Consider the following 24,100-nt stretch of genomic DNA (forward strand, 5'->3'; position numbering starts at 1 on the left):
GGTTTTAAACTTTGACTTGTTTTTTTATGAAAGTTTAATCACAGGAAATCTTTTAATATGTGTTGATGAATGATTAAATATTGCATTCTCCCTTATTATTCAAAGAACAAAACCGTTCCTTACTTAACAACGTTTATTGGTTAATGAACAAATCGTTACTGCTGCTTACAATTATCATCTTTCCTTCATTGCTTTTTGCACAGACCAATGCTAACGATTCTTTGCAACTTAAACGGGAATTGGCAAATAAATCTTTCGTGAATCTTTATAAAGAAAATGCCGATTTAGCTTACACTTCTCCAGGTGGAGAAATTGGAGCACCTAGCAAATATGTAATCAACGGAAGGTTAACAACAACCTATATGTTACTGGGCAGTTATAAATCGCCGATCGCTTTCTCCGTAATTCCAGATTTTACCGTTCGGGTGCGCAATGAATTTTCTGCTGCTGTTAGAACACCAAGTTACCGATTGGGTGGTGCTTTGTTTGCCCGCCTAAATTTACAGCCCGATAATTATAAGTACGTAGAACTGGCCTTTACGCATCATTCTAACGGACAAGACCAGGATGCAAGAAACCCGGATGGAAGTATAAATACCTTCAACGGAAATTTTAACGCTAATTATTTAACGTTTTCTTATCGGTTTGGGCATTTATTAAAATCTGCCGAAGGCGATGCCAAATATTACACGCTAAACCATAGAGTAGGTTTTCAAACTCACAAACTTTTTAGGTACGAGCCGGTTTTGGATGATGGCTTCGGTTTTACCAGATTGTTGTACAACTTTTCATTTAGAAGATATGATGAAATCGAACGAAAATCGCTAATGCAGAACAACAAAAACAGCGAAAAAGAATCCTGGAGATTAAACGCAGAACTTTCTTACGCGGTTAACAACATCCCAGGTAAAAATATTGCCAATATACAAAAGCGACTAAATGCAGAAATTAACTTCAACTATAGTTTTCCTTTTATGCATAATGTGTTTTTAATGGCTGCAGTTGGTTATTATGGCGAAGATAATTACAATATTTATTTTCAGGATAAGTATGCGTATATGCGTTTTGGGTTATCGTCGGGGTTTTTAAGAAATAGGGGAAGGGAGTAACTAATGATAATAAACAAGTTATATCGAAAATTTTAGATTACATTAAAGATAGTGGTATTAAACCATTTTTTTCTTCATAATAATCTGTAGCGCTACTGTACTTGTAATATTGAGCTTCGGTTACCAAACCTGCTTTAACCGGATTTTCATGTAAATAATTTAATCTATCCTCTATCATTTTATTGGAAGATAATTCTACCGGATGATTGTCTTGTTGCCAAAACTGATAAATTTTGTTGTTACTATTTTTTTCTCCGGCTCGTCTAAACATCCACAACATCCAGTTTTTTCTACTTTCCTCAACAGTATTTTCTATGCTTGCAATAATCATCTTACTTGTATATTTCTTCATATCTCTGGTAATGTTAACAAGCTCACAACCACCTTGGGCACTAGCAATTAAATGGATATGATTACTCATAATTACCCAAGCATGCAAATTCAATCCTTTTTCTGCCACACAGAATTTTAAACTTTCTACAACAATTTCTTTATAACATTCTCTGCTAAAAACATCAATCCAATTTATCACAGCGAATGTTATGAAATGAGGAATGCTACTATCTCCAAACTTATATCTTGTTCCCATTTTTCATTACTTAATTGTCTACCGCAGGTTTAAATTATAAAAAGCAGGCAATTCTAAAGATAGCTTTTATTCCTATAAGTTGTTTGGGTGATTTTTTTTTTTCGTTTATCGTTGAATTCTGGTTTATTGTTCCGGAGGGTCACTTAAATCTTTTATTAAAACTAGGTCTTTGACCGAAAGCATGCACTGCCTTTCTATTAGTGCTTTATTTACAGACAAAGTCTTTGGTTGTATTGTAAATTAAAGTGACCGCTCAAAAAGCGAACGCTTAAACTGGATGGGATCTATCGCTAAATTGCTGGTTTAAGTGTTCCGGAGGGTCACTTAAATCTTTTATAAAAACTAGGTCTTCGACCGAAAGCATGCACTGCCTTTCTGATAGTGCTATCTCCAGACAAACTCTTCGTTGTATTGTAAATTTAAGTGACCGCTGAAAAAGCCAACACTTAAATTAGTGGGGTTAACCAAACTTTTTTACCTTCTTAAATTCGCTTATTATAAGCTCTGCATCATGTGGCGCTAGAAATTTCGCTATGGTAGTTTTTAATTCTGGAAGGTGTTCTTTCATGTATATATCAAATTGTTCTCGCTGTTCATCAGTTAGTACTGATAAGAGTGCTTTAAAACGATATTCTTGATATGTTTGTTCTGCTTTCTTTGCTTCTTTTGGTGTCATAATTCTTTTTTTTAAATACTAAATAACCATAGAATTTTAATGGTTATTTCTGGTTTAAGTGTTCCGCAGGTTCACTCAAATATTTTACTAAACTAAGGTCTCCGACCGAAACTTAGCACTATCCATCCTATTTGTAACTGCTATATTTTCAGACAATTCTTCGTTTGCATATAAATTTAAGTGACCGCTGAAAAAGCGAACACTTAAACTAGAGTGAGGTACGTGACTCCTATATCTCTAATTCTGAGTTTTCTAATTCCTTAAATCTATTTTTGTCGGTAGGTTTAACGTCAATTGTTTTATAGTATTTTTCCTCAATAGAATTAAAGTCCACTAATGTCAAATATTCATCTATTGAATTTCTGTCAATCATTATTTTTCCGCTACCAGCCCAATGTCTGTCGGCACCATTCTTCTTAACTCCAGAAACCCAGTATGCCTCACCACTTTCAATGTCGTAGTGATTTCCACCTCCACTTGGTGTTCCCATTTTTTTTAAAGCTTTGTTGTCAAAATATACTGTCTTTCCAGATTTTGAAAATTCTACCATGCCAATCCAAGCAGGTCCATTGTCTTAATAACCTGTCTTTAATTCTATAAACATTATTTTAGATTTCATAGATTTGAATGTTGTCCGGAGTAATGATTAATAACTTGTATGTATCCACTCATCGCCACACAAAGCCACAAAAAAGCAGGATCAGCAAAAAGAGAGTGGCGTAAAATTTATTAATCTAAAACTAATAAATTTAAAATAAGCCTCAAACATTTAATCCGCTTCGCGAAACCAAAAACAAAAAAATACAAAACCCTTAGCGGTGCTTAATGTTTGTAGATAAAGCCTTTCAAAATGTCTGCATCGTTGTTAAAAAGCTTACAAATAATTATGACAATTAATCCTTAATACAGATTGGATTACACTTTCATTTTGATAAAATTTTTAGCAATTTTGCCGATTGGAATTTTGCCTTTTTTGAGGTCTTGATATTCCCAACTTTTTTAAAAAATATGAGCAATAAATCTATCGACCTTGGCGAGCAAAAAGATGTAGAAGTTTACGGAGCAAGGGTACATAATTTAAAAAATATCGATGTTAGTTTCCCTCGAAACCAGATGGTTGTGATTACCGGTTTGAGTGGCAGCGGTAAATCTTCTTTGGCTTTTGATACTATTTACGCCGAAGGACAACGCCGTTACATGGAAACTTTCAGTGCTTACAGTCGCCAGTTTATGGGCGGCATGGAACGCCCCGATGTGGATAAGGTTTCAGGCCTGAGTCCGGTTATTGCCATAGAACAAAAAACCACCAGTAAAAACCCACGCTCTACGGTGGGTACCATTACCGAGATTTACGATTTTATGCGTTTGCTTTATGCTCGTGTTGCAGATGCTTACTCGTACAATACCGGCGAGAAAATGGAGCGCATGAGCGAAGACCAGATTCTGCTAAATATTTATAAAAAGTTTGATGGTGTTGCGGTAAATATTCTGGCTCCTGTAGTTAAGGGTAGAAAAGGACATTACAGGGAGTTATTTGAGCAAATCCGTAAGCAGGGTTATACCAAAGTGCGTGTTGATGGCGAAATTAAAGACATTACAGCTAAAATGCAGGTGGATAGGTATAAAATCCACGATATTGAAGTTGTAATCGATAGGCTAATCATCGATGAAAAAGATAAAAAACGCTTATTAGATTCGCTTCAAATTGCCATGAAAATGGGTAAGGGCGTAATTAAAATCAGCGATAAGGATAATAATGTGGCGCATTTCAGTAAATTTTTAATGTGCCCAACCACCGGAATTTCTTATGATGAACCTCAACCTAACAGTTTTTCATTCAACTCACCTTATGGTGCGTGTGAGCGTTGCGATGGTTTAGGTTATATTTTCGTGGTGGATAAAGATTCGGTTATGCCGAACCCCAAATTGAGCATTTTGAATGGTGGTTTAGCACCTTTAGGCGAATACCGCGATACCTGGATGTTTCAGGTTTTAAAGGCCTTGTCTAAAAAGTATAATTTCTCTCTATCTACACCGATTGAAAAGTTGAGTGACGAGATTATAAATATCATTTTAAATGGTGCAAGCGATTTAATTAAGGTTGAAGTTGAGTACAACAAGTGGAACGTTCAAAATTATAACATCACTTTCGATGGGATAATTAAAATGCTCGAAGAGCAGAATGAAAAAAGGAGCGAGGCTGCAGTTGATGATATGGAAGCTTTTAGAAAACTTAAAACCTGCCCTGAATGTAATGGCGCAAGGTTAAAGAAAGAAAGTTTGCATTTTAAAGTTGATGGTAAGAATATTTTCGATTTATCATCAATGGATATAAGCAATTTGTTCAAGTGGTTCGAAAACGTAGATGAACGACTTTCAGAGCGTCAGAATATTATTGCTAAAGAAATTTTAAAGGAGATTAAAGCCCGTATCGGTTTCTTAACTGATGTTGGTTTAACTTATTTAACTTTAGATAGAACGGCTCGTACACTTTCGGGTGGCGAGGCACAGCGTATTCGTTTGGCTACGCAAATTGGTTCTCAACTGATGAATGTAATGTACATTCTGGATGAGCCAAGTATCGGTTTGCACCAAAGGGATAACGAACGTTTAATTAATGCCTTGAAAAATCTTCGTGATTTGGGTAATACCGTTCTTGTTGTGGAGCACGATAAGGATATGATTTTGGAAGCCGACTGGGTAATTGATGTTGGTCCGGGTGCGGGTATTCATGGCGGTACCGTTGTTGCAGAAGGTACAGCAAAGCAGATTTTAAAATCGAATACGCTTACGGCGCAATATTTAAACGGTAAGAAAAATATCGAAGTACCAAAGGTAAGGCGTAAAGGTAACGGACATAAACTATCCATTATTAAAGCGCATGGCCATAATTTAAAAGATGTTTCTGTTGATTTTCCGCTTGGGAAATTTATTGCTGTAACGGGTGTCTCGGGCAGTGGAAAATCAAGTTTAATAACCGAAACTTTATATCCGATTTTAAATCATCATTTCTTTAGGGCTAAAAAAACACCTTTGCCTTACGAGAAAATTACCGGTTTAAAGGAAATTGATAAAGTTATTGAAATAGATCAGGCTCCGATTGGCAGAACGCCACGTTCAAATCCATCAACTTACACTGGTGTTTTTTCTGATATCAGAAACTTGTTTGTTCAATTGCCAGAAGCTAAAATTCGGGGCTATAAACCTGGTCGTTTTTCTTTCAATGTAAAAGGTGGAAGATGCGAAACTTGTCAGGGTGGCGGTATGAAGGTTATTGAAATGAATTTCTTACCAGATGTTCAGGTGCCTTGCGAAGAATGTGGCGGTAAAAGGTATAATCGTGAAACTCTGGAAGTTCGCTACCGTGGAAAATCAATCAGCGATGTGTTGGATATGAGCATCGAAGATGCATGTATCTATTTTGAGCACATTCCAAACATCTACCGTAAGATAAAAACATTAAAGGATGTTGGACTGGGTTACATCACTTTGGGTCAATCTTCAGTTACTTTATCGGGTGGCGAAGCGCAAAGAGTGAAGCTGGCTACGGAATTATCAAAAAAGGATACTGGTAAAACCTTCTATATTTTGGATGAACCAACAACCGGTTTGCACTTTGAAGATATTAATGTGCTTTTAGGTGTATTACAAGAATTGGTAGAAAAAGGTAATACGATTCTAGTTATCGAGCACAATTTAGATGTGGTTAAAGTTGCCGATTGGGTAATTGATTTAGGGGAGGAAGGTGGCGCCGGGGGCGGTCGGATTTTATTTGAAGGTACACCTGAAGGCTTAATTCAAAATCCAATTAGTTTAACCGGAAAATTTCTTAAAAAGGAAATGGGACTTTAGTTGGATTTGTTCAATTGTTTAATTGAGAATTAACCAAATTCCCGTCCTTGCGAAATCGATTTTTCATCGATTGAAGCAATCTCCCTCTTGATATTTTTTTAGAGATTGCTTCGTGCCTCGCAAAGACGAACTCAATAATTTTTTGGAATACTAACTTTCGGTCTAGAACTACGCTCAGACTAACAGCTGAAAATGAAATTTGATAGTTGATGAATTGGCTATTGAGCTTTGGTTAATTGGTTATTGCTAAATTGTTTAATTGAGAATTAACCAAATTCCCGTCCTTGCGAAATCGGTTTTTCATCGATTGAAGCAATCTCCCTCTTGATATTTTTTTTAGATATTGCTTCGTGCCTTGCAAAGACGAACTCAATAATTTTTTGGAATACTAACTTTCGGTCTAGAACTACACCCAGACTGACAACCGAAAAATTAAATCTGATAGTTGATGAGTTTCCGTCATTGCGAAATCGGTTTTTCATCGATTGAAGCAATCTCCCTCTTGATATTTTTTTTAGAGATTGCTTCGTGCCTCGCAAAGACGAACTCAATAATTTTTTGGAATACTAACTTTCGGTCTTGAACTACGCCCAGACTAGCAACTGAAAATGAAATCTGATAGTAGATGAGTTTCCGTCATTGCGAAATCGGTTTTTCATCGATTGAAGCAACCTCCCTCTTGATAATTTTTTTAGAGATTGCTTCGTGCCTCGCAAAGACGAACTCAATAAGTTTTTTGGAATAATGACTTTCGGTCTAGAACTACGCTCAGACTAACAGCTGAAAATTAAATCTGATAGTTGATGAGTTTCCGTCATTGCGAAATCGGTTTTTCATCGATTGAAGCAATCTCCCTCTTGATAATTTTTTTAGAGATTGCTTCGTGCCTCGCAAAGACGAACTCAATAATTTTTTGGAATACTAACTTTCGGTCTAGAACTACGCTCAGACTAACAGCTGAAAATGAAATTTGATAGTTGATGAGTTTCCGTCATTGCGAGGAGGCACGACGAAGCAATCTCTTAAACGATAAACTTCTTATTTTTTAATCGATCCCAACACACCCAATACAAATCCAATTATCCCTGATAAAAAAAGATAAGAAACGGGAACCATTATCGCCCTGAAGATGGCCGCTTTTTTAGAATTTCCATAACCAGAAAAAAACTGGCTGTAAAACCAAACGGTATAAATCATTCCGCCTAAGCCAACAAAGATGTAGTAGATGTAGAATAAAGTTGTTGGATTGGCATAAAATATAGTCAGGATTGAAAACATCAAGCCGATAATTAATTCGCCAGCAGTTTTGTAAGAGTTTAAAACTAAATGCTCACTGTAATTTAACTTCGCTTTTCTGAACCAAAAGGAGGTAAATAACGAATAAAGCGGTATTAAAATTAGTATAACAACTTTAGGATACTTAGTAGAGAACTTGTCAATCGTGTTCATGGTATCTTTAATATTCTGCGGCATTATATCAACCAAACGAAGTTGTTGGTAGGGTGCTAAAAGGCCGGCAATAGCCAAAATCAAAACAATTAAGGTTACAAAATTAAATAACCTGGCTCGCTTACCCTGAATAAATTCCCTCACACTGTTTCCAGGTCTGGTAAAAAGCTCCTTAATGGTATACAATACGCCTTTATCAACATGCCAAACACCATGTACAAAATCATGTTCAACAAAGTGTTTTAAAGAATACCGGTGCGTGCTTATTTTTTGTCCGCAGTTAGCACAGTAATTTTTAATTACCTCGCTATCGCAATTTAAGCAGTTGTGATGATGGGTTGGAGCGGTAGAGTTCACTAGTTAATTTGTCTTGATTTTATTTCAGTTTTTATTTGGCTAAACCTGAGCATGATTGGTAATAAGGTAATCATGCTTGCAGGTAAAACGGCAATCAGACCGAAATTCTTTTTTTGGATGGCTACGTATAAAACCACGGTAAAAGCCAAAAGTAAAACCAACCCAAAGCCAATGGCCACGCCTTTTAATAAATTTCTTTGTTTAATTAGCGATTCGAGGCTTAATTCTGATAGATTACTTTTCATGAATAGGTTTGGTTTAATAGCCCTAATTTAATAAAATTCGATAATATTCCTATCTAATCTAAAAAATGATAAGCAAAATTCCTTTTTGGGAATTTAAACAGGCACAAAAAAAGCGCAACCTTTTACAATTGCGCTTTCAAATAATATTAAGCTTGCGGTTCCAGATATTGCGCATAGCAATAACCTTCTTCGCCATCTTTAGTGCGTACTAACCACCATAAATCGTTGCTACGATTAACCAAAGTGATGATTTCATCATGCGCAGCTTTACCAACAATTGGCTGATCGGTACCTGGTCCTTTACGGATGTTAAGGTTACTGCTTTGAGTAATTACTTTTGCATGTGTTACGGCTACATCAATAGCTACATTTACGTTTAAAACTAAATCGCCAGATGCAAAATTTGGGTCGATTTGATTATAAATTTCCCATAGATTGTCTTTTGTTGCTCCATCCGGTGCAGTACCATCAACATACAAAATTCCATCTTGTTCGCGTACTGCTAAATCCGAAATTCCGGCAGCAGTTGCTGCATCAGTTAATGCTTTATATTTTTCTTGTAAGGCCATGATTCGGATTATTTAACGGTTAATTTATTGTCGATTTTTTTAGGTTTTAATGCACTTAAATGTTGCATTAATGTAATTAGAGATGCTTTTTTAATCTCTCCTGTTAAAAGAACAACGCCATCTTTAACCTCGGCTTTAACCGTTGGAAAATCTTTTGTAGCATCAGCAACGTTCTTAATTAAAACGGTATCTTCTGCAATAACAACAGGCGCTACAGTTTTAATTGTTAGGTTGTTAATAACCGATTTAACGCCTTCTTCTGCTTTAGCAATTTCTTCTGCTTTGGCTTTCTCTGCCTCATCAGCAACTTCGCCCGTAAGCGTAACATCGCCTTTTGCTACCGCAACAGTAATTCCTGCAGCTTCTTTAGCTTGCACTGCAGACTGAATATCTGCGTCTTTTGGTTTACACCCAGCGAAAAATAGCGTAACCGCTAAAACCGCACTCAATAAAAATTTAGTTGTTTTCATGCTTCTGTATAATTGTTTAAAAATTTTAAATGTAAAATCAGTTTATTTTGGGATAACTGATTTCAAGCTTAAACAGGAATGATTTGAATTAACGAATATATGAAATGAGTTTAAAAGCCAATAAAAGCTGAAAGATTTATTTATTCACAAAAGTTAAATACATCAACCTGAACTCTATTTTTAAATACAGCATTTAAATTAAATTGTTTGGGATGGCTTGAAGAAATATATTTTGGGCATATTTGCCAACCTTTTTGTAATCTAGGTTATGCCCAATCTTTAAATGGGTGTTTTGTTAAGTTAGAGTTGTAATATTTTTTATCATGAGTAACTTCTTCGGCTACCCATTCAGGAATTTCAAATTGTTCATCTTCCGATAAAAGCTCAATTTCTGCAACGACTAATCCGTTGTTGTCGCCTGCAAAAACATCAATTTCCCAAAGTTTTCCTTTGTAAGTAATTTCATATCTGATCTTTTCTAACTCAGCTTCTGAAAAGTTATCTAGTAATTCTTTGGCTTCTGCTAACGGAATTTCATATTCATACTCTAGTCTTGATGCTCCAACAGAAATTCCTTTTATGGTTAACCAACCCGTATGGTCTGCTATTCTTACTCGAATGGTTTTGTTCGGATCAGTTAAAATATAGCCTTGCCGTAGTAATTTTCCAACAGGTTTTTGTATCGCTAACCAGGCTGAAGCGTTTATCAGAAATTTTCTCTCGATTTCTTTACCCATTATCTGGCTCTTTTCTGCAAATCTGTAATTGGTAAACTAATTAATCTTCCAACAACTTGTTTGCCTTTGTAAGAAATGATACGTAGCATGCTAGCATCTTTTGGAGGCGTAATAGCCGCTGTATATTTTGGATAAAAGCGATCGGGTGTAGAGTTATCGAAACTATAATAAATATCAAGGCCATCAATCTCTGGCGTTAGCTCTATCATTAATTGCTTATCAGGCGTTCTTCTTACGGTAATCGATGGATCGTAAATTGCTGCAGAATATTTGGTTTCTGCTAAATCCAAACGCTCAAAATGTTGCTCGGTTCTATCAACAAAATTTGTCCAGTTTTTCTTTTCAATTGGGCTCCAAACAGATTCTGAAATGGCAAATGCTCTTGGCCAAATCATATATTGAACCTGGCGGAAGTTGAAAATTTGCTCCGTCCATAAGTTGGCTTGTGCACCAATAATGTATTTCGGGTCGGCACTTGCCGGAATTGGGTTAAACTGGTAAGTTTTGTTTAAACGTAAAGATGCATATACCTTTGGTTCGGTAATCACATCGGCCTGCATATAATCGAGGTAAGCAAAATCTGTCGGACTCATAACCACATTATGTTTGTTTTTAGAAGCTTCTATACCGTATTTTAATCCTCTCCAACTCATAACTGAAGCAGTAGGCGATACACCACCTTCTAAAATTTCATCCCAACCCATAAATTTTTTGCCTTTTGAGACTACGATTTGTTCAACACGTTTTTCAAAATAAGCCTGCACCTGTGGAATGGTCTTTAAGCCTTCGCGTTGCATAAGTTGCTTAACCTGGTCGTTTTTCTCCCAGAAATTATGCGGAGCTTCATCTCCACCCATGTGAATGTATTCGAAAGGGAAAAGTTTTGCTACCTGCGTAATCACGGTATCTAAAAAAACGTATACTTTTTCATTTGCAGGGCAAAGCGTATTATCTACCAAAGCCAAAGGCGGTGCGCCACGACTCCAGTCCATAATTTTTTCACCAGAACGTACTTTGTAATTTACAGCATCTGCTGTGCAGGATAATTCCGGATACGATGCAATGGCTGCTAAACTATGTCCGGGAACATCAATTTCGGGCAAAATATTTACAAAGCGTTCTTGAGCATATTGTACAATTTCTTTAATGTCTTCCTGCGTATAAAAACCACCGTAGGAACGAGGCTCATCAGCCGTTGGCGGCGTAAAATCGCCAAAAGTTCCAACTTTTTTTACACTCCATGCGCCAACTTCTGTTAGTTTTGGTAAGCCTTTAATTTCTATTCTCCAGCCTTCATCATCGGTTAAATGTAGGTGCAGCAAATTAAATTTGTAGCGAACCATATCATCAACAAAGCGTTTTACCTCATCTTTAGTAAAGAAATGGCGGGCAACATCAAACATTAAACCTCGCCAGCCAAGTTTAGGATAATCGATAACATCAACACATGGTGCCTGCCATTTTATATTCTTTACCACTTCTTTACTTTCAATCTCAGCCGGAAATAATTGAACCAACGATTGAACGCCCCAGAAAATCCCGGCAGGTTTATTTGCAGTAATTACAATTTGAGTTGGATTAACATTCAATTTGTAACCCTCATTTCCGAGTTGTGTATCATCTTGTGTATTCAGAATTAATTTAATGGTTGGATGCGCTGCACTGTTCGCTGTGCTAACAAATTTGCCCGTTGCGGTTGTTATTCTATCCGACAGAAAAGCTATGGATTGTTTTAAATCGCCGCTTTTTTGCGCCTGAATTACAATATTTTCGGGTAAAGTAAATGTTCCTGATTTCTTCATCAATGAAACCGGTTGAGGGATTATTGCAATTGGTGTTTGCATTGCAACAGCTTCTCCATCGCCACTTTCGGTTTCATTTATAATGGATTGTGCATAAACACCTATCGTGGAAATGCAAAAGGAAACAATCAGAAACAGCTTTCTCATTAAATATATTATTGTTGATTAATTGAAAATTATTAATCGGCAATTTAATAAAAAAAGATTTAGAACTGGTTTTGAATTAAGCTACTATCACGCAGATTGTTTTTACAAAAAATGCATATAAATATTAGTTCAACCGCAAAGAACACAAAGTCTTTCGCAAAGAAAAAGAAGATTTAGTCGTTAAACATATAACTTTGTCTTTTTTTTCTAAGTTTTGCGTGTAAATCAAACCTGTTTCACTATCGCATTAATAAAAGCATTGTGTAAATTTTTGCTAAAAGGACTTTGCTTATCTTTCAACCTTTCAGGATGCCATTGTACAAAAAGTAAGAATGATTTTCCTTCGGGATGTAAACGTTCCATTGCTTCTGCAACGCCATCAATAGTTATGGCACTTACAACAAAATCTTTGGCTATTCTATCGGTGCTTTGGTGGTGGTTACTGTTTACTAAACCTTTATCGGTATTCACAATCTGGCTTAACCAGGAAGATGGATTTACAATAATTTCGTGGTATCTGTCGCTTTTATCAGGCATTTTAGCATGGTCAAATTTCCCCCACGTAGCGATATCAGGGATTAAGTTGCCACCGAAAAATACATTGCCAACCTGCATGCCTCTGCAAATGCCTAAAACCGGAATTGAATTTTCTTCTGTATAAGCTAAAACTTTAAATTCAAATTCGTCGCGTTGCTCATCAATATCATCTTCATGGCAATAAGGATAATATTCAGGCTGATTATAATATCGTGGATGAACATCTTCGCCTCCGGTTAATACAATGCCATCGCATTTTTTTATATCATCAAAGTTATTAAGTTTATAGCCAAGCTGAATAACTTCAACGCGTTCATCATAACTTAAAACCCAATCGCGATAGATTTCGAATTTACTGCAATCTGTAACACCTATAACAATTTTATCGGGCATAAAACTTATTTTAATGATAATAACAATGACCTAAAATAAAGGTAATCTTACTGAATGGCAATTAATCATTTGTAAGCTCGCCACGTAACGATTTTTCCATCAGCCTTTTGCTTTCTTCAATTGGCAAACCTAAGCCCATTACAAACATTAGCTTGGTAACGGTAGCTTCAAAAGTTAAATCGAAGCCACTTAAAATACCCATTTGCTGTAAATCTCTGCTGGTTTCGTAGCGGCCCAATTGTACAGAGCCCTTTTTACATTGAGAGATGTCGATAATAATTTTTCCGCTATCAATAGCATGCTTCAAGCTATCTAAAAACCATTTTGCGGTTGTTGTATTGCCAGAACCAAAGGTTTCTAAAATAATGGCATCAACTTTCGATTCGGTTATAGCCTGCACGGCCTGAATGGTAATGCCAGGATAAAGTTTTAAAACCCCAATATTTGAATTAAAATTAGTTCGAAGATTTAAAGGCCCTTCTGGTGCTTTCAAAATGTAATTGGTGTGGAATTGTAGATGTACCCCTGCTTCTGCTAAGAGTGAATAATTTGGAGAACGGAATGCCTCAAATTTCTCAATATTATATTTTATGGAGCGGTTTCCTCTGAAAAGTTGTGCATCAAAATAAATGCAAACTTCGGGCACCAGTGCTTTACCATCTTCTTTTGTTGCTGCAATTTCTAAAGCGGTTATTAAATTTTCTTTTGCATCGGTACGGATTTGCCCAATTGGAAGTTGAGAACCGGTTAAAACCACGGGTTTACCCAAATTTTCTAACATGAAACTTAAAGCTGAGGCCGTAAAAGCCATCGTATCAGATCCATGGAGAATTACAAAACCATCGTAATTATCGTAATTGCTGTAAACAAGTTCTGCAAGTGTTTTCCAGATTTCAGGGTCCATGTTGGATGAATCCAAAACCGGATCAAATGAGTGTACATCTAATTGATAATTTAAACGATTAAGTTCCGGAACGTTATTTTTAATCTGTTCAAAATCGAATGGAATTAACATTCCGTTAACCGGATCATTCACCATACCAATGGTTCCACCGGTATAGATTATCAAAATTTTTGTCATTTGGTTTGTATTGGTTGCTCCCCGCAAAAGAACGCAAAAGATTTGTATTTCGCAGATTAGTTTTGAATCAATTAATAAATAAAGGCTGCTGTACTAATCAACTGTATACTACTCAAAATACAGGCTTTCTCCATCATGCTGTCTTCTTTAAAAGGGCAGGGGAATGGTTTCTTCTTTCTATTGCTAGAGTTCTACACACCAAAAATTTTTTTAGAATTTTCTGTGGTGATACTTGCTATTTCCGCTACAGATACATTGTAAATATCTGCAAGTTTCTGCGCCACATATATTAAATAACTGCTTTCGTTCGGTTTGCCTCTAAACGGAACCGGAGCCAGGTAAGGTGAATCGGTTTCGAGCACTAAATTATCTAAAGGAACATTTGCCAAAACCACATCTAAACCCGCTTTTTTATACGTTACCACACCGCCAATTCCTAAGTAAAAATTTAGATTAATCGCTTGCTTAGCTTGCTCCTCACTTCCAGTAAAGCAATGGAAAATCCCTCTCAATTTGTCATCTTTTTCGGCTTCTAAAACTTCAAAAACCTCATCAAAAGCTTCTCTACAATGTATTACAATTGGTAAACCTAAGTTTTTTGCCCAATTAATTTGTTTGCGAAAGGCGTCTTGCTGAATACTTAGAGTGGTTTTGTCCCAATATAAATCTATACCGATTTCGCCAATTGCATAAATTTTTCTGCCCTCAATGCTATTGTAAATCTCTGTAAGCTGCGCTTCGTAATCATCCTTCACATCGCAGGGGTGCAGGCCTGCCATTGCAAAACAATTTTCAGGGTATTTTTCTACCAAATCATCAATCATTTTAATCGAAGCCACATCTACATTTGGCAAAAACAATCGGTTAACATTGTTCTCAAAGCAACGCTCCATTAACTGGGCTTGTTTTTCAGTGTCTTGTTCGTAATATAAATGGGTATGTGTATCGGTAAAAATCATACGGCAAAGGTAATGATTTAACGAATGGGCTAGCTTTTTGAATGGTGTTATTTTTTAGAAAATGAGTGCTTCGGCGCTTTTGGCGGCTTGCAGCCCTGCTTTCCGTTGCTCCTGATGAAAAATCGGGATTCACTGCAATCAGGTTTAAGAACAGCGGTTTTTGCAAGAATAGCAGATTCTCAATACAAAATTTGCTATAGTTTTTTGTTGATACTTATTGCCGTTGGTTTCAACCAACGGTTAAAAGAATGCCGCAAATCAACCCCAAACCTTCTTTAAACAAGAAGGGAAGTTTCCATCAAAGGTATAACCGTTGGATGTCAGTCTGAGCTTGTCGAAGACCTGTGCAATATTTGAAACAACAAAGCGTCCTTCGACAGGCTCAGGATGACAACTCACTATATTTGCATTACGTCAACTTACATTTTTCTTAACCCCGACATACGCGGAAATACTTTTGTCCTTTTAACTTACAAAGTCTTCGCTCGAAGATGCTTGTTAGACTTTGTAAGTTTTGCAAAAGATTGCCTGCCTGCGGTAGGCATGAAGCATTGGCGGGACAGGTTTTGCCAGAAACGAATAACTGTTGCGCTTCAAAAAAACAAAGCTCAAAAATTTAAATCCTGCTAATCTGTTAACGCAAGAAGTCTGTATTTGAAGATATTTATTAGACTATGTAAGTTTTGCAAAAAATAAAAGCCTCAGAATCATAAATCCTGAGGCTTAAAAAATATTTTGTTTTACTTATTGTGCCGGAGCAGCTTGCGGTTGTGCAGCAACTGGTGCACCAGCCACGCCTTTTTTAATGCCTTTAATTTCGATATCAAAAACTAATGGCGTAAATGGGTTGATTGGACCACCACCATTTTCACCATAACCTAATTTAGAAGGAATGATGATTTTGATTTTACCACCAACACCAATTAATTGAACACCTTCTACAAAACCTGGTGCCAATTGGTTTAATACCAACGGACGAGCAGTATATTGTGCCATTGGAGAATGGATTCCAGCTTCTTTTGCAATTTTTTCGTTTGATGTATCGAAAACGTTTATTTTACCATCACCTTTTTTGTTAGTGAATTGACCGGTATAATCAACAATAGCTGTATCTGTTAAGCCAGCTCTTTCAGCATTACCTGGTTTTTCGATGATGTATTTTAAACCTGATGCTGTAGTTTTAACATCTAATTTATTCTCATCAATGTATTTTTTGATTTTAGCATCTTCGTTAGTTTTATTTTTCTCGATTAATGCTTTGTATTCCGTTTCAAAAAAGTCTCTTTTCTTTTTCTCGAAAGTAGAATCTGCTTCGTTAGCCGCTTTATGTAAAACCTTTTCTATTTTAACTGTAAAAGTTGCATAGTTTGATTTTAATCCAGCTGGTTTTGGTTGGCCAGAATATTTAGCCATCGAATCTAAGTTTAATTTGAAAGATGCGCTATCGCCTTCGCCTAACATTTTTAAAGCCGAAACTAAATCGCCTTTAAACATAGATTTGTTTATCGGGAAAAATGCCGGACGCTCGTTATCGTAAGTGTTTACTAAAGTAGAATCTGCATTTGTACTACTTTCAACGGTTTGAATACCATTTAATTTAACAAAATCGCCTTCTTTGATTTTCTCTTTGCCTTCATCTTTTAAGATTTTGTATTGCAAATCGCCTTCGCCTTTTTTGTAATTGTTACATGCAGCTAAACCCATTGTTGCTGCAATTAGAATAATAATTCCTTTTTTCATTATTTTATTGAATTGTTTTTGGTCATGAAATTAGCTTTGTAATTTCATTATTATTTATATTTCTGTTTTAAATTTAAGCGATTAACTGACTTTTATATTCTGGTAAAATTGATTTAAATTCATCAATAACCTCAGCCAGTGATTTATCTGATGCGCCTCCGGCAGCATTTCTATGCCCGCCACCGTTAAAGTATTTTTTACATATTTCGTTTGCAGGAAAATCGCCGGTAGAACGTAAAGATAGTTTTACTTTATCTGTTCTTTCTACGATTAATGCTGCCAAACGGATTCCGTTGATGGATAATGCATAATTTACCACACCTTCTGTATCGCCTGTTGTGCTATGATATTGTGCAAGTTCTTCTTTCGTAACTGTGATAATTGCCGTGTTAAATTCGTGAAAAACCTCCAGTTTGTTTGATAAGCAGTAACCTAAAAATCTTAAACGGTCTTCGCTTGCATTATCATATACCAATTGGTGTATTTTATAATGTTCGGCACCCAAATCAATTAAATTAGCACCAATGCGGTAAACATTTGAAGTGGCTAAAGGAAAGCGGAACGATGCAGAATCTGTCATTATACCCGTGTATAAACAGGTTGCAACATCTTTATTAATGCCATCGCTATCGTTAAGCTGGTTTGCAATAAAATCATAAACCAATTGTGCTGCTGCACAGGCGTTAATATCCCAATGGCGATAATCATCAAAATCTTCAGGCTCAAGGTGATGGTCAATCATCACTTTTTTAGCTTCCGAAGCTCTAACTAATTCGCCAAGTTCGTTTATTCTGCTTAAGGTGTTAAAATCAAGGCAGAAAATTAAAGCAGCTTCTTCAACCAGTTTTGCTGCCTTTTCACGGTCATCTGTAAAAATTAAAACTTCTGCATTATTAGGCATCCAATGTAAAAACGTTGGGTAATCTGTAGGAGTAATCACTGTTACATGATGTCCTTTTTGAATAAGATAGCCATATAAACCTAGCGATGAGCCCATTGCATCACCATCAGGTTTATGATGTGTAGTGATAACAATTTTCTTTGGCGAAGCCAGAATGGATTTTAATTCTGTTAATGTAAGCATAATTTTTGCGCTGCAAAGCTAATTAAATTTAGTATTAGTTAAGCTGTTATTTAACGGTTTATTGCTTATTGTTTGTTACATCATCAGAAATTTTAAGAACATTGAGCAAACTGATTTGTTAAATTGTTTGTTTATTTGCCGAAAGAGATGGTAATAAGGCTTTTTCTTTCGTCAATAATAACGTACTTTTGCACAAAATTGATAACAAAGCACAATGAGCACTAACAGAACTTTTACAATGATTAAGCCAGATGCAGTTGCAAATGGCCATATCGGATCTATTTTAAACGACATTACAAATGCTGGTTTTAAAATCATTGCATTAAAATATACTAAATTAACTGATGAAACTGCTGGTCAGTTTTATGCTGTGCATGCAGAGCGTCCTTTTTATAAGGATTTAGTAAGCTTCATGTCTTCAGGTCCTATTGTTGCCGCTATTTTAGAAAAGGATAACGCAATTGAAGATTTCAGAAAATTAATCGGTGCTACTAACCCGGCAGAAGCTGCAGAAGGTACTATCCGCCAGAAATATGCTAAATCAATTGATGCTAATGCAGTTCACGGTTCAGATTCTGACGAGAATGCAGAAATTGAAGGCAACTTCTTCTTCAAGGCAGACGAGCGTTTCTAAGCAGATTACTTTTAAGATAAAACATAAAAACCCCGAAATTTTTCGGGGTTTTTATGTTTTTAAGTTTTGTATCTTTCGCCGTTAAAACATTATTAAATAGATAAGTCTATCATGATTTGCACAAAACACTTCAGGAGCTCATGATTACTGAGTGATAAGAACTAATGGAACCGAACAATCATAGAAGATTGACTAAATTATGCTAGTTTCATCACCTTCAAAAAACAAATTATATACAGATGAAAAAAATTTTCTTAACGGTACTTATATCAGGTATCGCTATCACATCATTTGCGCAAACTAAAAAACCAGTAGCTAAAAAACCGGCTACGGCAACTAAAACTAACGCAAGTGCAAAACCATCGGTTGGTATGGTATCTTTAAAATCATCATTAGATTCTACAAGTTATGCTTTCGGTACATCAATCGGTGCCAGTTTAAAAACAACGGGTTTATCTACCTTAAATTACGATGTTTTACTAAAAGGTTTAAAAGATGCTTTTACGGATGGTAAAGTTATTTTAGATCAGCAACAAGCTCAACAAGCAATCTCAAATGCTTTAAATAACGCCAACAAAGGAAAGTTTGCCGGTAAAATATCAGAAGGAAAAGCTTTTTTAGAACAAAATAAAAAACGTACTGGTGTGCAAACAACCGCGAGCGGTTTGCAATACGAAGTTTTAAGAGCTGGAAACGGTATAAAACCTTCGGCCACTGATTCTGTGTTGGTAAATTATAAAGGAACTCTTTTAGATGGAAAACAATTCGACAGTTCTTATGATAGAGGCGAGCCAATTACCTTTACTTTAAACCAGGTAATTAAAGGCTGGACTGAAGGTTTACAGTTAATGCCGGCAGGTTCAAAGTTTAAATTCTTTGTTCCATACAACTTAGCTTATGGCGAACGTGGTTATGGCCCTGATATACCACCATACAGCACCTTAATTTTCGAAATAGAATTATTAAAAATTAACGGTAAATAGGCTTTAAATAAAACATTCTTTCTTGTTTTATGTTAAATAAATCAAATTAACATTGACATGAAAAGAACATTGCCTTTAGTACTCATTGCATTTTTATGCACCACCTTAGCTAGTTGCGAATTGGCTCAAGGTGTATTCAAAGCCGGCGTTTGGTCGGGAATTATTATTGTTGTAATTGTCGTTGCGCTTATTATCTGGATTCTTTCGAAAGTTTTTGGTGGTAGGGGATAAGGCAATAAAAAATACGGTGCAAGGTTAGTAGCCTTGCATCTTTTTTTTACAAAAAAACCATCTCTGTAATAACCTGGCTGCCTGCATGGGCATTTAGTTTTTGAATAATTCCATCTCTAACCAAAACCAATTCATTTTTTATAACAGATGATTCTATCCTGATGAATAATTTTTTATCGTGGATGTAAATTTGTTTAGTTCTGTTAGCTATGGCTGTTCCCATAATCTCCGGCCAGATGGCAAGAATAGAAGTTTCATCAAATTTACGGCGTAAACGATATACGTCAAGCATTTTGCTTACCGCATCTTTCATGGTTATATCATTCGGTTTACGCATTTTTAATCTGTCCGTTATCTACTTCAAACAAAGTTACATCAACTTCTATCTTTTTAAAAATAGATTTTACTCTTTCTATCCCGGTATCGGTAATAAAAATTTGACCGAAATCCTGATGTGAAACCATTTGCATTAATTTCTGCACACGGTTGTCATCAAGTTTATCAAAAATATCATCTAATAAAAGTAAGGGCTTAAAGCCTTTTTTTTCTGCCAGATAAGCATACTGTGCAAGCTTTAAAGCAATTAAAAATGATTTTTGCTGACCTTGAGAACCAAATTTTTTGAGCGGCATTTCATGTATGCTAAACACTAGTTCATCCTTATGTATGCCAGTCGTTGTTCTCTCTAAAACCCTGTCTTTTTCAACAGATTTTTTCAGTAATTCTTCAAAAGGTGTTTCCTTTAATTGAGATTGATAATTTAAATCAACCAATTCATTATTATCCGTTAGGTAAATATAGTATTGATTAAAAAGCGGAATAAAACCATCCATAAATGCTTTACGCGTGGCGAAGATTTTATTTCCGGCCAAAACCAATTGCTCATCCATAATTTCGAGCAAAGTTGGGTCGTAGCGCTTCGTTATGGCAATTTGTTTAAGCATCGCATTGCGATTTGCCAAAATTCTATTATATGCAATCAGTTGGTCGAGATAATGTGAGTCTGTTTGCGAGATAACATTATCAATAAATTTCCGGCGCTCTTCGCTGCCTTCCATAATCAGGTTTACATCATAAGGCGAAACCATTACCACCGGAAATAAGCCAATATGATCTGCAAGTTTATCGTATTCTTTTTTATTTCTTTTAAACTGCTTTTTCTGACTTCTTTTTACGCCACAGCTAATTTTTTCATTTCTTTCTTTTCGGTCAAAGTCGCCCTGAATCATAAAAATATCAGCTCCTGTTTTAATTTGTTGTCCATCAATTGGATTAAAATAGCTTTTACACAAACAGAGGTAGTGGATAGCATCGAGCATATTTGTTTTGCCAGAGCCATTATTGCCGGTAAACACGTTAACCGTTTCAGAAAAACTGATTCCGGCATCGCTGTAATTTTTAAAATTAAGAAGGGTAATGTTCTTTAACCACATAAATATGGCGCAATTTACCTAATTTTTAACCTGTAAATGTTAATATTAAAAATAAAGCTTACATTCATCCGAAGGAAATTATTATGATAGCTATAAAAATGTTAGAAGGAAATGTTCTCTGGTCATACGATTACGAACTAAATGATAAAAAAAGGTTTGGTTGGTTAAAAAAAATCGTTGGATTGTTTTCCTTTATAAAGCCAATGCACACACATGAGGGTAACATTTTATTAGCGTCAAATGGCCTTTTTATTTCTGGTGATGAACGTTTGGAGCTTCAGCTCTCTCAAATCGAAGAAATTTATATGGGGTTCGATGATGTGTTTCCAGCATCAGCAGTAAAAAACTTCGGGGCATTTTGGCAACCTATTCGCATCAAATCTTACCTGAGCTATTCAGAAAGCCAAACCATTTATCTGGTTATTAATTACAATGGCATTTCTACTGATAATAAAACCTGGTTTAATACATTAATAGCGATGCTACAACGATAAAAATCTAATATCCACAAATTCAGTGTACCTAAATAACTACATTTTAATCAAATACTTATAAATAAAGGTTGTTACTTTGATTGAAAAACGTATTTTTGCAATCTTAAATTTTTTAAACAAACATGTCTACAACAGATAATCAGACAACTCAACCTATTAGAAAGGGTTCTTTTTTACAGGAAAACAATAAAAGCTTGCTATTTATAGCTGGCGCTGTAGTGGTTTTAATCGGTGTGTATTTTTGGTACCAAAACGTTTACTTAAAAGATCGTGCTGAAGAAGCTGCAAGTAAAATGTTTAAAGCAGAGCAATTAATCGGTGTTGATTCTTTATCAAACAGAGCGATTAAAGGTGAAGGCGGTTATCCTGGTTTAGAACAAGTTGCTAAAGATTACGATAATACAAAATCAGCTAACTTAGCTAACTTATATTTAGGCGGTATTTATTTGCGCAAAGGCGAATACAAACAAGCTATTGATGCATTGAGTAAATATAGCGCTACTGGTAGTCCGGTTGCAGATCCACTTGCTTTAGGTTTATTAGGTGATGCTTACAGCGAACTAAAAGACTACAAACAAGCTTCTACTTATTATAAAAAAGCTGCAGATAAAGCAAGTAAATTTACTTCACCAATGTTTTTAAAGAAATTAGGTTTGGTAAACGAAAACTTAAAAGATTTTAAAGCTGCTGCCGAAGCTTACAATAAAATTAAAACACAATATCCTGAAAGTCAAGAAGCTCAATTGATTGATGCATACATTGCCAGAGCTGAAGAGCAGGTTAAATAGACATCAAAAAAATATTTTGAAAAGATCATCGAAAGATGGTCTTTTTTTTTGCTTTAACATTTGGTCTATCCAATCGCATTAAAGTAAAACTTGTGCAATTATGATGGACATCACTTTGGTTATAATTAATTAGCGTTATTTTTGTTTCATCAGAATTGATGCGCTTTATATTTGGCTCGTACATTCAAACACTAATTTTTTAGTGTAATTGCAGAAAAACATGAAGATAGAACAGATTTACACAGGTTGTTTAGCAGAAGCCGCATATTATATCGAGAGTAATGGTGAGGCGGCAATAATTGATCCTTTGAGAGAAGTTTCAACATATTTAAAGAAGGCTGAAAAAGCTGGCGCAACCATCAAATATATCTTTGAAACTCATTTTCATGCAGATTTTGTTTCTGGTCACGTAGATTTAGCAGAGAAATCTGGTGCGGAGATTATTTATGGCCCTACGGCAAAAACCGAATTTAAATCACACATTGCCAAAGATGGCGAGCAGTTTAAAATTGGCAATATAACGATTACAGCCTTACACACGCCCGGGCATACACTCGAATCTACAACTTATCTCTTAACTGATGAGAAGGGAAAAGACCATTGTATTTTTACTGGTGATACACTTTTTATAGGTGATGTTGGTCGCCCGGATTTAGCACAAAAAGGTAATTTAACGATGGAAGATTTGGCAGGCATGCTTTACGATTCCTTAAATGATAAAATTAAGCCTTTGGCGGATGATGTAATCGTTTATCCGGCTCATGGTGCAGGTTCTGCCTGTGGTAAAAGCATGAGTAAAGAAACTTTTGATAGTTTAGGTCATCAAAAGGAAGTAAATTATGCTTTGAAGGCACAAACGAAAGATCAGTTTATACAAGAAGTTACAGATGGTATTATGCCGCCACCACAATACTTCGCTAAAAATGCTGCCATAAATAAAGGTTCTGTAGAAAGTATTGATGATGTTTTTGAGAAAGGTCTTAATCCTTTAACGCCGCAGGCTTTTGAAGATCTGGCAAATCAAACCGGCGCTTTAATTTTAGATACCCGCGACCCGCAGGTTTTTGCGAAAGGATTTATTCCGAATTCGATAAATATTGGTTTGAACGGACAGTTTGCGCCTTGGGTTGGTGCCTTAATTACCGATTTACAACAACCAATTTTATTGGTTACCGATGAAGGAAAAGAAGAAGAAACGATTACCCGTTTAACCCGTGTAGGTTACGATAATACAATAGGTTACCTTGAAAATGGATTCGAAAACTGGATTTCTACCGGTAAGGAAATAGATAACATTGAAACGATTTCTGCTGATGCTTTTGAGGAAGCTGTAAATCAAAAAGAAATTACAGCTTTAGATGTACGTAAGCCGGGCGAGTATGAATCAGAGCATTTGGAGTTTACATTAAGCAGGCCATTAGATTTTATTGATGATTGGATGGGCGAAATTGATTCAAAATCTACTTATTATATCCATTGTGCTGGTGGTTACCGTTCTATAATTGCCGCGTCAATTTTAAAATCTCGTGGTGTAGAAAATGTAATTGATATTGCCGGAGGTTATGGTGCGATTAAGAATACCGGGTTAAAAAGAACAGATTTTGCTTGCCCAAGTAAGGCAATGAAAGTTTGATTAATTTGAACCATCTAAGACACCTAAGAAAATCTAAGTCTAAAAGTCTTATTTGGTCAATAATATTTATTAGGGCAATGAAAGTTTAATGCTATCGCCATTGCGAGG

At 35.8% G+C, this 24,100-nt stretch carries 24 protein-coding genes; 8 read left to right on the forward strand and 16 right to left on the reverse strand.

The annotated features are described in order from the left end of the window. Positions 1-143 precede the first annotated feature (143 nt). Positions 144-1,109 (forward strand): hypothetical protein, encoded by a 966-nt coding sequence (locus LUA90_RS13185; RefSeq protein WP_231464270.1) that lies wholly within the window; start codon positions 144-146, stop codon positions 1,107-1,109. Positions 1,110-1,146: 37 nt separating this feature from the next. Here the strand turns inward: LUA90_RS13185 and LUA90_RS13190 are convergent, their stop codons facing one another. The 3 genes from LUA90_RS13190 to LUA90_RS13200 all read right to left on the reverse strand — a co-directional run bounded on the left by LUA90_RS13190 (position 1,147) and on the right by LUA90_RS13200 (position 2,924). Then, positions 1,147-1,698, reverse strand: a complete 552-nt coding sequence (locus LUA90_RS13190; RefSeq protein ID WP_231464269.1) for a transposase — start codon at positions 1,696-1,698, stop codon at positions 1,147-1,149. Positions 1,699-2,158: 460 nt separating this feature from the next. Then, complete coding sequence (locus tag LUA90_RS13195) at positions 2,159-2,374, reverse strand: hypothetical protein (RefSeq protein ID WP_231464267.1); 216 nt, start codon at positions 2,372-2,374, stop codon at positions 2,159-2,161. A 229-nt stretch (positions 2,375-2,603) separates the two neighbouring features. Continuing rightward, a complete protein-coding gene (locus tag LUA90_RS13200; RefSeq protein ID WP_231464265.1) occupies positions 2,604-2,924 on the reverse strand; it encodes a hypothetical protein in 321 nt (106 codons plus the stop codon). Between the two features lie 458 nt (positions 2,925-3,382). On the opposite strand from LUA90_RS13200, the gene uvrA reads away from it, so the two are divergent. After that, positions 3,383-6,226, forward strand: a complete 2,844-nt coding sequence (uvrA, locus tag LUA90_RS13205; protein ID WP_231491216.1) for an excinuclease ABC subunit UvrA — start codon at positions 3,383-3,385, stop codon at positions 6,224-6,226. A 1,038-nt stretch (positions 6,227-7,264) separates the two neighbouring features. Here the strand turns inward: uvrA and LUA90_RS13210 are convergent. The 11 genes from LUA90_RS13210 to LUA90_RS13260 all read right to left on the reverse strand — a co-directional run bounded on the left by LUA90_RS13210 (position 7,265) and on the right by LUA90_RS13260 (position 17,796). Next, positions 7,265-8,032, reverse strand: a complete 768-nt coding sequence (locus LUA90_RS13210) for a DUF3667 domain-containing protein (protein ID WP_231464261.1) — start codon at positions 8,030-8,032, stop codon at positions 7,265-7,267. Continuing rightward, the gene (locus tag LUA90_RS13215) at positions 8,032-8,277 is read right to left on the reverse strand and encodes a hypothetical protein (protein WP_231464259.1); all 246 of its coding nucleotides are present in this window, start codon (positions 8,275-8,277) and stop codon (positions 8,032-8,034) included. The genes LUA90_RS13210 and LUA90_RS13215 overlap by 1 nt, the downstream gene beginning before the upstream one ends. A gap of 146 nt (positions 8,278-8,423) precedes the next feature. Beyond that, on the reverse strand, positions 8,424-8,846 hold the full coding sequence (locus LUA90_RS13220) for an SH3 domain-containing protein (protein WP_231464257.1): 423 nt from the start codon (positions 8,844-8,846) through the stop codon (positions 8,424-8,426). Between the two features lie 8 nt (positions 8,847-8,854). Beyond that, positions 8,855-9,316 (reverse strand): BON domain-containing protein, encoded by a 462-nt coding sequence (locus LUA90_RS13225; protein WP_231491217.1) that lies wholly within the window; start codon positions 9,314-9,316, stop codon positions 8,855-8,857. 266 nt (positions 9,317-9,582) lie between these two features. Beyond that, positions 9,583-10,053 (reverse strand): CYTH domain-containing protein, encoded by a 471-nt coding sequence (locus LUA90_RS13230; RefSeq protein ID WP_231491218.1) that lies wholly within the window; start codon positions 10,051-10,053, stop codon positions 9,583-9,585. Further along, positions 10,053-12,002: a beta-N-acetylhexosaminidase gene (locus LUA90_RS13235; RefSeq protein WP_231491219.1), complete on the reverse strand. Its 1,950-nt coding sequence runs from the start codon at positions 12,000-12,002 to the stop codon at positions 10,053-10,055. The genes LUA90_RS13230 and LUA90_RS13235 overlap by 1 nt, the downstream gene beginning before the upstream one ends. Positions 12,003-12,227: 225 nt before the next feature. Next, the gene (locus tag LUA90_RS13240; protein WP_231491220.1) at positions 12,228-12,932 is read right to left on the reverse strand and encodes a gamma-glutamyl-gamma-aminobutyrate hydrolase family protein; all 705 of its coding nucleotides are present in this window, start codon (positions 12,930-12,932) and stop codon (positions 12,228-12,230) included. A 61-nt stretch (positions 12,933-12,993) separates the two neighbouring features. Further along, positions 12,994-14,013, reverse strand: coding sequence for an asparaginase (locus LUA90_RS13245; RefSeq protein WP_231464247.1), 1,020 nt, complete (start codon positions 14,011-14,013; stop codon positions 12,994-12,996). 191 nt (positions 14,014-14,204) lie between these two features. After that, the gene (locus tag LUA90_RS13250; RefSeq protein ID WP_231491221.1) at positions 14,205-14,972 is read right to left on the reverse strand and encodes a TatD family hydrolase; all 768 of its coding nucleotides are present in this window, start codon (positions 14,970-14,972) and stop codon (positions 14,205-14,207) included. Between the two features lie 744 nt (positions 14,973-15,716). Further along, positions 15,717-16,712 (reverse strand): FKBP-type peptidyl-prolyl cis-trans isomerase, encoded by a 996-nt coding sequence (locus tag LUA90_RS13255; RefSeq protein WP_231464244.1) that lies wholly within the window; start codon positions 16,710-16,712, stop codon positions 15,717-15,719. Between the two features lie 73 nt (positions 16,713-16,785). After that, entirely contained in the window at positions 16,786-17,796 is a 1,011-nt protein-coding gene (locus LUA90_RS13260; RefSeq protein ID WP_231491222.1) for a bifunctional oligoribonuclease/PAP phosphatase NrnA, read from the reverse strand. 214 nt (positions 17,797-18,010) lie between these two features. On the opposite strand from LUA90_RS13260, the gene LUA90_RS13265 reads away from it, so the two are divergent. The 3 genes from LUA90_RS13265 (at position 18,011) to LUA90_RS13275 (ending at position 19,644) form a co-directional block, all read left to right on the forward strand. Beyond that, positions 18,011-18,430: a nucleoside-diphosphate kinase gene (locus LUA90_RS13265; protein ID WP_056088170.1), complete on the forward strand. Its 420-nt coding sequence runs from the start codon at positions 18,011-18,013 to the stop codon at positions 18,428-18,430. Between the two features lie 239 nt (positions 18,431-18,669). Beyond that, positions 18,670-19,413 carry an FKBP-type peptidyl-prolyl cis-trans isomerase gene (locus LUA90_RS13270; protein WP_231464240.1) on the forward strand — a complete coding sequence of 248 codons (744 nt, stop codon included), beginning with the start codon at positions 18,670-18,672 and terminating at the stop codon, positions 19,411-19,413. 57 nt (positions 19,414-19,470) lie between these two features. Next, positions 19,471-19,644 (forward strand): hypothetical protein, encoded by a 174-nt coding sequence (locus LUA90_RS13275; protein ID WP_231464238.1) that lies wholly within the window; start codon positions 19,471-19,473, stop codon positions 19,642-19,644. A gap of 46 nt (positions 19,645-19,690) precedes the next feature. Here the strand turns inward: LUA90_RS13275 and LUA90_RS13280 are convergent, their stop codons facing one another. Beyond that, complete coding sequence (locus LUA90_RS13280; RefSeq protein ID WP_231491223.1) at positions 19,691-19,981, reverse strand: DUF721 domain-containing protein; 291 nt, start codon at positions 19,979-19,981, stop codon at positions 19,691-19,693. Further along, on the reverse strand, positions 19,974-21,077 hold the full coding sequence (locus LUA90_RS13285; protein WP_231491224.1) for a DNA replication/repair protein RecF: 1,104 nt from the start codon (positions 21,075-21,077) through the stop codon (positions 19,974-19,976). Before LUA90_RS13285 ends, LUA90_RS13280 begins: the two co-directional genes overlap by 8 nt. Positions 21,078-21,160: 83 nt before the next feature. On the opposite strand from LUA90_RS13285, the gene LUA90_RS13290 reads away from it, so the two are divergent. The 3 genes from LUA90_RS13290 to LUA90_RS13300 all read left to right on the forward strand — a co-directional run bounded on the left by LUA90_RS13290 (position 21,161) and on the right by LUA90_RS13300 (position 23,992). Next, the gene (locus tag LUA90_RS13290) at positions 21,161-21,571 is read left to right on the forward strand and encodes a hypothetical protein (RefSeq protein WP_231491225.1); all 411 of its coding nucleotides are present in this window, start codon (positions 21,161-21,163) and stop codon (positions 21,569-21,571) included. A gap of 122 nt (positions 21,572-21,693) precedes the next feature. Then, positions 21,694-22,359, forward strand: a complete 666-nt coding sequence (locus LUA90_RS13295; RefSeq protein ID WP_231464230.1) for a tetratricopeptide repeat protein — start codon at positions 21,694-21,696, stop codon at positions 22,357-22,359. Between the two features lie 220 nt (positions 22,360-22,579). Continuing rightward, the gene (locus tag LUA90_RS13300) at positions 22,580-23,992 is read left to right on the forward strand and encodes a rhodanese-like domain-containing protein (RefSeq protein WP_231491226.1); all 1,413 of its coding nucleotides are present in this window, start codon (positions 22,580-22,582) and stop codon (positions 23,990-23,992) included. The last annotated feature ends 108 nt before the right edge of the window (positions 23,993-24,100 follow it).

The sequence above is a fragment of the Pedobacter sp. Leaf170 genome, assembly GCF_920984665.1.
In the GTDB taxonomy this organism is placed as follows: domain Bacteria; phylum Bacteroidota; class Bacteroidia; order Sphingobacteriales; family Sphingobacteriaceae; genus Pedobacter.

What these genes read in the sequence shown, in the direction of transcription:
- LUA90_RS13185 (WP_231464270.1), top strand. Translation starts at nt 144, where the DNA reads ATGAACAAATCGTTACTGCTGCTTACAATTATCATCTTTCCTTCATTG.
- LUA90_RS13190 (WP_231464269.1), bottom strand. Translation starts at nt 1,698, where the DNA reads ATGGGAACAAGATATAAGTTTGGAGATAGTAGCATTCCTCATTTCATA.
- LUA90_RS13195 (WP_231464267.1), bottom strand. Translation starts at nt 2,374, where the DNA reads ATGACACCAAAAGAAGCAAAGAAAGCAGAACAAACATATCAAGAATAT.
- LUA90_RS13200 (WP_231464265.1), bottom strand. Translation starts at nt 2,924, where the DNA reads ATGGTAGAATTTTCAAAATCTGGAAAGACAGTATATTTTGACAACAAA.
- uvrA (WP_231491216.1), top strand. Translation starts at nt 3,383, where the DNA reads ATGAGCAATAAATCTATCGACCTTGGCGAGCAAAAAGATGTAGAAGTT.
- LUA90_RS13215 (WP_231464259.1), bottom strand. Translation starts at nt 8,277, where the DNA reads ATGAAAAGTAATCTATCAGAATTAAGCCTCGAATCGCTAATTAAACAA.
- LUA90_RS13220 (WP_231464257.1), bottom strand. Translation starts at nt 8,846, where the DNA reads ATGGCCTTACAAGAAAAATATAAAGCATTAACTGATGCAGCAACTGCT.
- LUA90_RS13225 (WP_231491217.1), bottom strand. Translation starts at nt 9,316, where the DNA reads ATGAAAACAACTAAATTTTTATTGAGTGCGGTTTTAGCGGTTACGCTA.
- LUA90_RS13230 (WP_231491218.1), bottom strand. Translation starts at nt 10,053, where the DNA reads ATGGGTAAAGAAATCGAGAGAAAATTTCTGATAAACGCTTCAGCCTGG.
- LUA90_RS13235 (WP_231491219.1), bottom strand. Translation starts at nt 12,002, where the DNA reads ATGAGAAAGCTGTTTCTGATTGTTTCCTTTTGCATTTCCACGATAGGT.
- LUA90_RS13240 (WP_231491220.1), bottom strand. Translation starts at nt 12,932, where the DNA reads ATGCCCGATAAAATTGTTATAGGTGTTACAGATTGCAGTAAATTCGAA.
- LUA90_RS13245 (WP_231464247.1), bottom strand. Translation starts at nt 14,013, where the DNA reads ATGACAAAAATTTTGATAATCTATACCGGTGGAACCATTGGTATGGTG.
- LUA90_RS13250 (WP_231491221.1), bottom strand. Translation starts at nt 14,972, where the DNA reads ATGATTTTTACCGATACACATACCCATTTATATTACGAACAAGACACT.
- LUA90_RS13255 (WP_231464244.1), bottom strand. Translation starts at nt 16,712, where the DNA reads ATGAAAAAAGGAATTATTATTCTAATTGCAGCAACAATGGGTTTAGCT.
- LUA90_RS13260 (WP_231491222.1), bottom strand. Translation starts at nt 17,796, where the DNA reads ATGCTTACATTAACAGAATTAAAATCCATTCTGGCTTCGCCAAAGAAA.
- LUA90_RS13265 (WP_056088170.1), top strand. Translation starts at nt 18,011, where the DNA reads ATGAGCACTAACAGAACTTTTACAATGATTAAGCCAGATGCAGTTGCA.
- LUA90_RS13270 (WP_231464240.1), top strand. Translation starts at nt 18,670, where the DNA reads ATGAAAAAAATTTTCTTAACGGTACTTATATCAGGTATCGCTATCACA.
- LUA90_RS13275 (WP_231464238.1), top strand. Translation starts at nt 19,471, where the DNA reads ATGAAAAGAACATTGCCTTTAGTACTCATTGCATTTTTATGCACCACC.
- LUA90_RS13280 (WP_231491223.1), bottom strand. Translation starts at nt 19,981, where the DNA reads ATGCGTAAACCGAATGATATAACCATGAAAGATGCGGTAAGCAAAATG.
- LUA90_RS13285 (WP_231491224.1), bottom strand. Translation starts at nt 21,077, where the DNA reads ATGTGGTTAAAGAACATTACCCTTCTTAATTTTAAAAATTACAGCGAT.
- LUA90_RS13290 (WP_231491225.1), top strand. Translation starts at nt 21,161, where the DNA reads ATGATAGCTATAAAAATGTTAGAAGGAAATGTTCTCTGGTCATACGAT.
- LUA90_RS13295 (WP_231464230.1), top strand. Translation starts at nt 21,694, where the DNA reads ATGTCTACAACAGATAATCAGACAACTCAACCTATTAGAAAGGGTTCT.
- LUA90_RS13300 (WP_231491226.1), top strand. Translation starts at nt 22,580, where the DNA reads ATGAAGATAGAACAGATTTACACAGGTTGTTTAGCAGAAGCCGCATAT.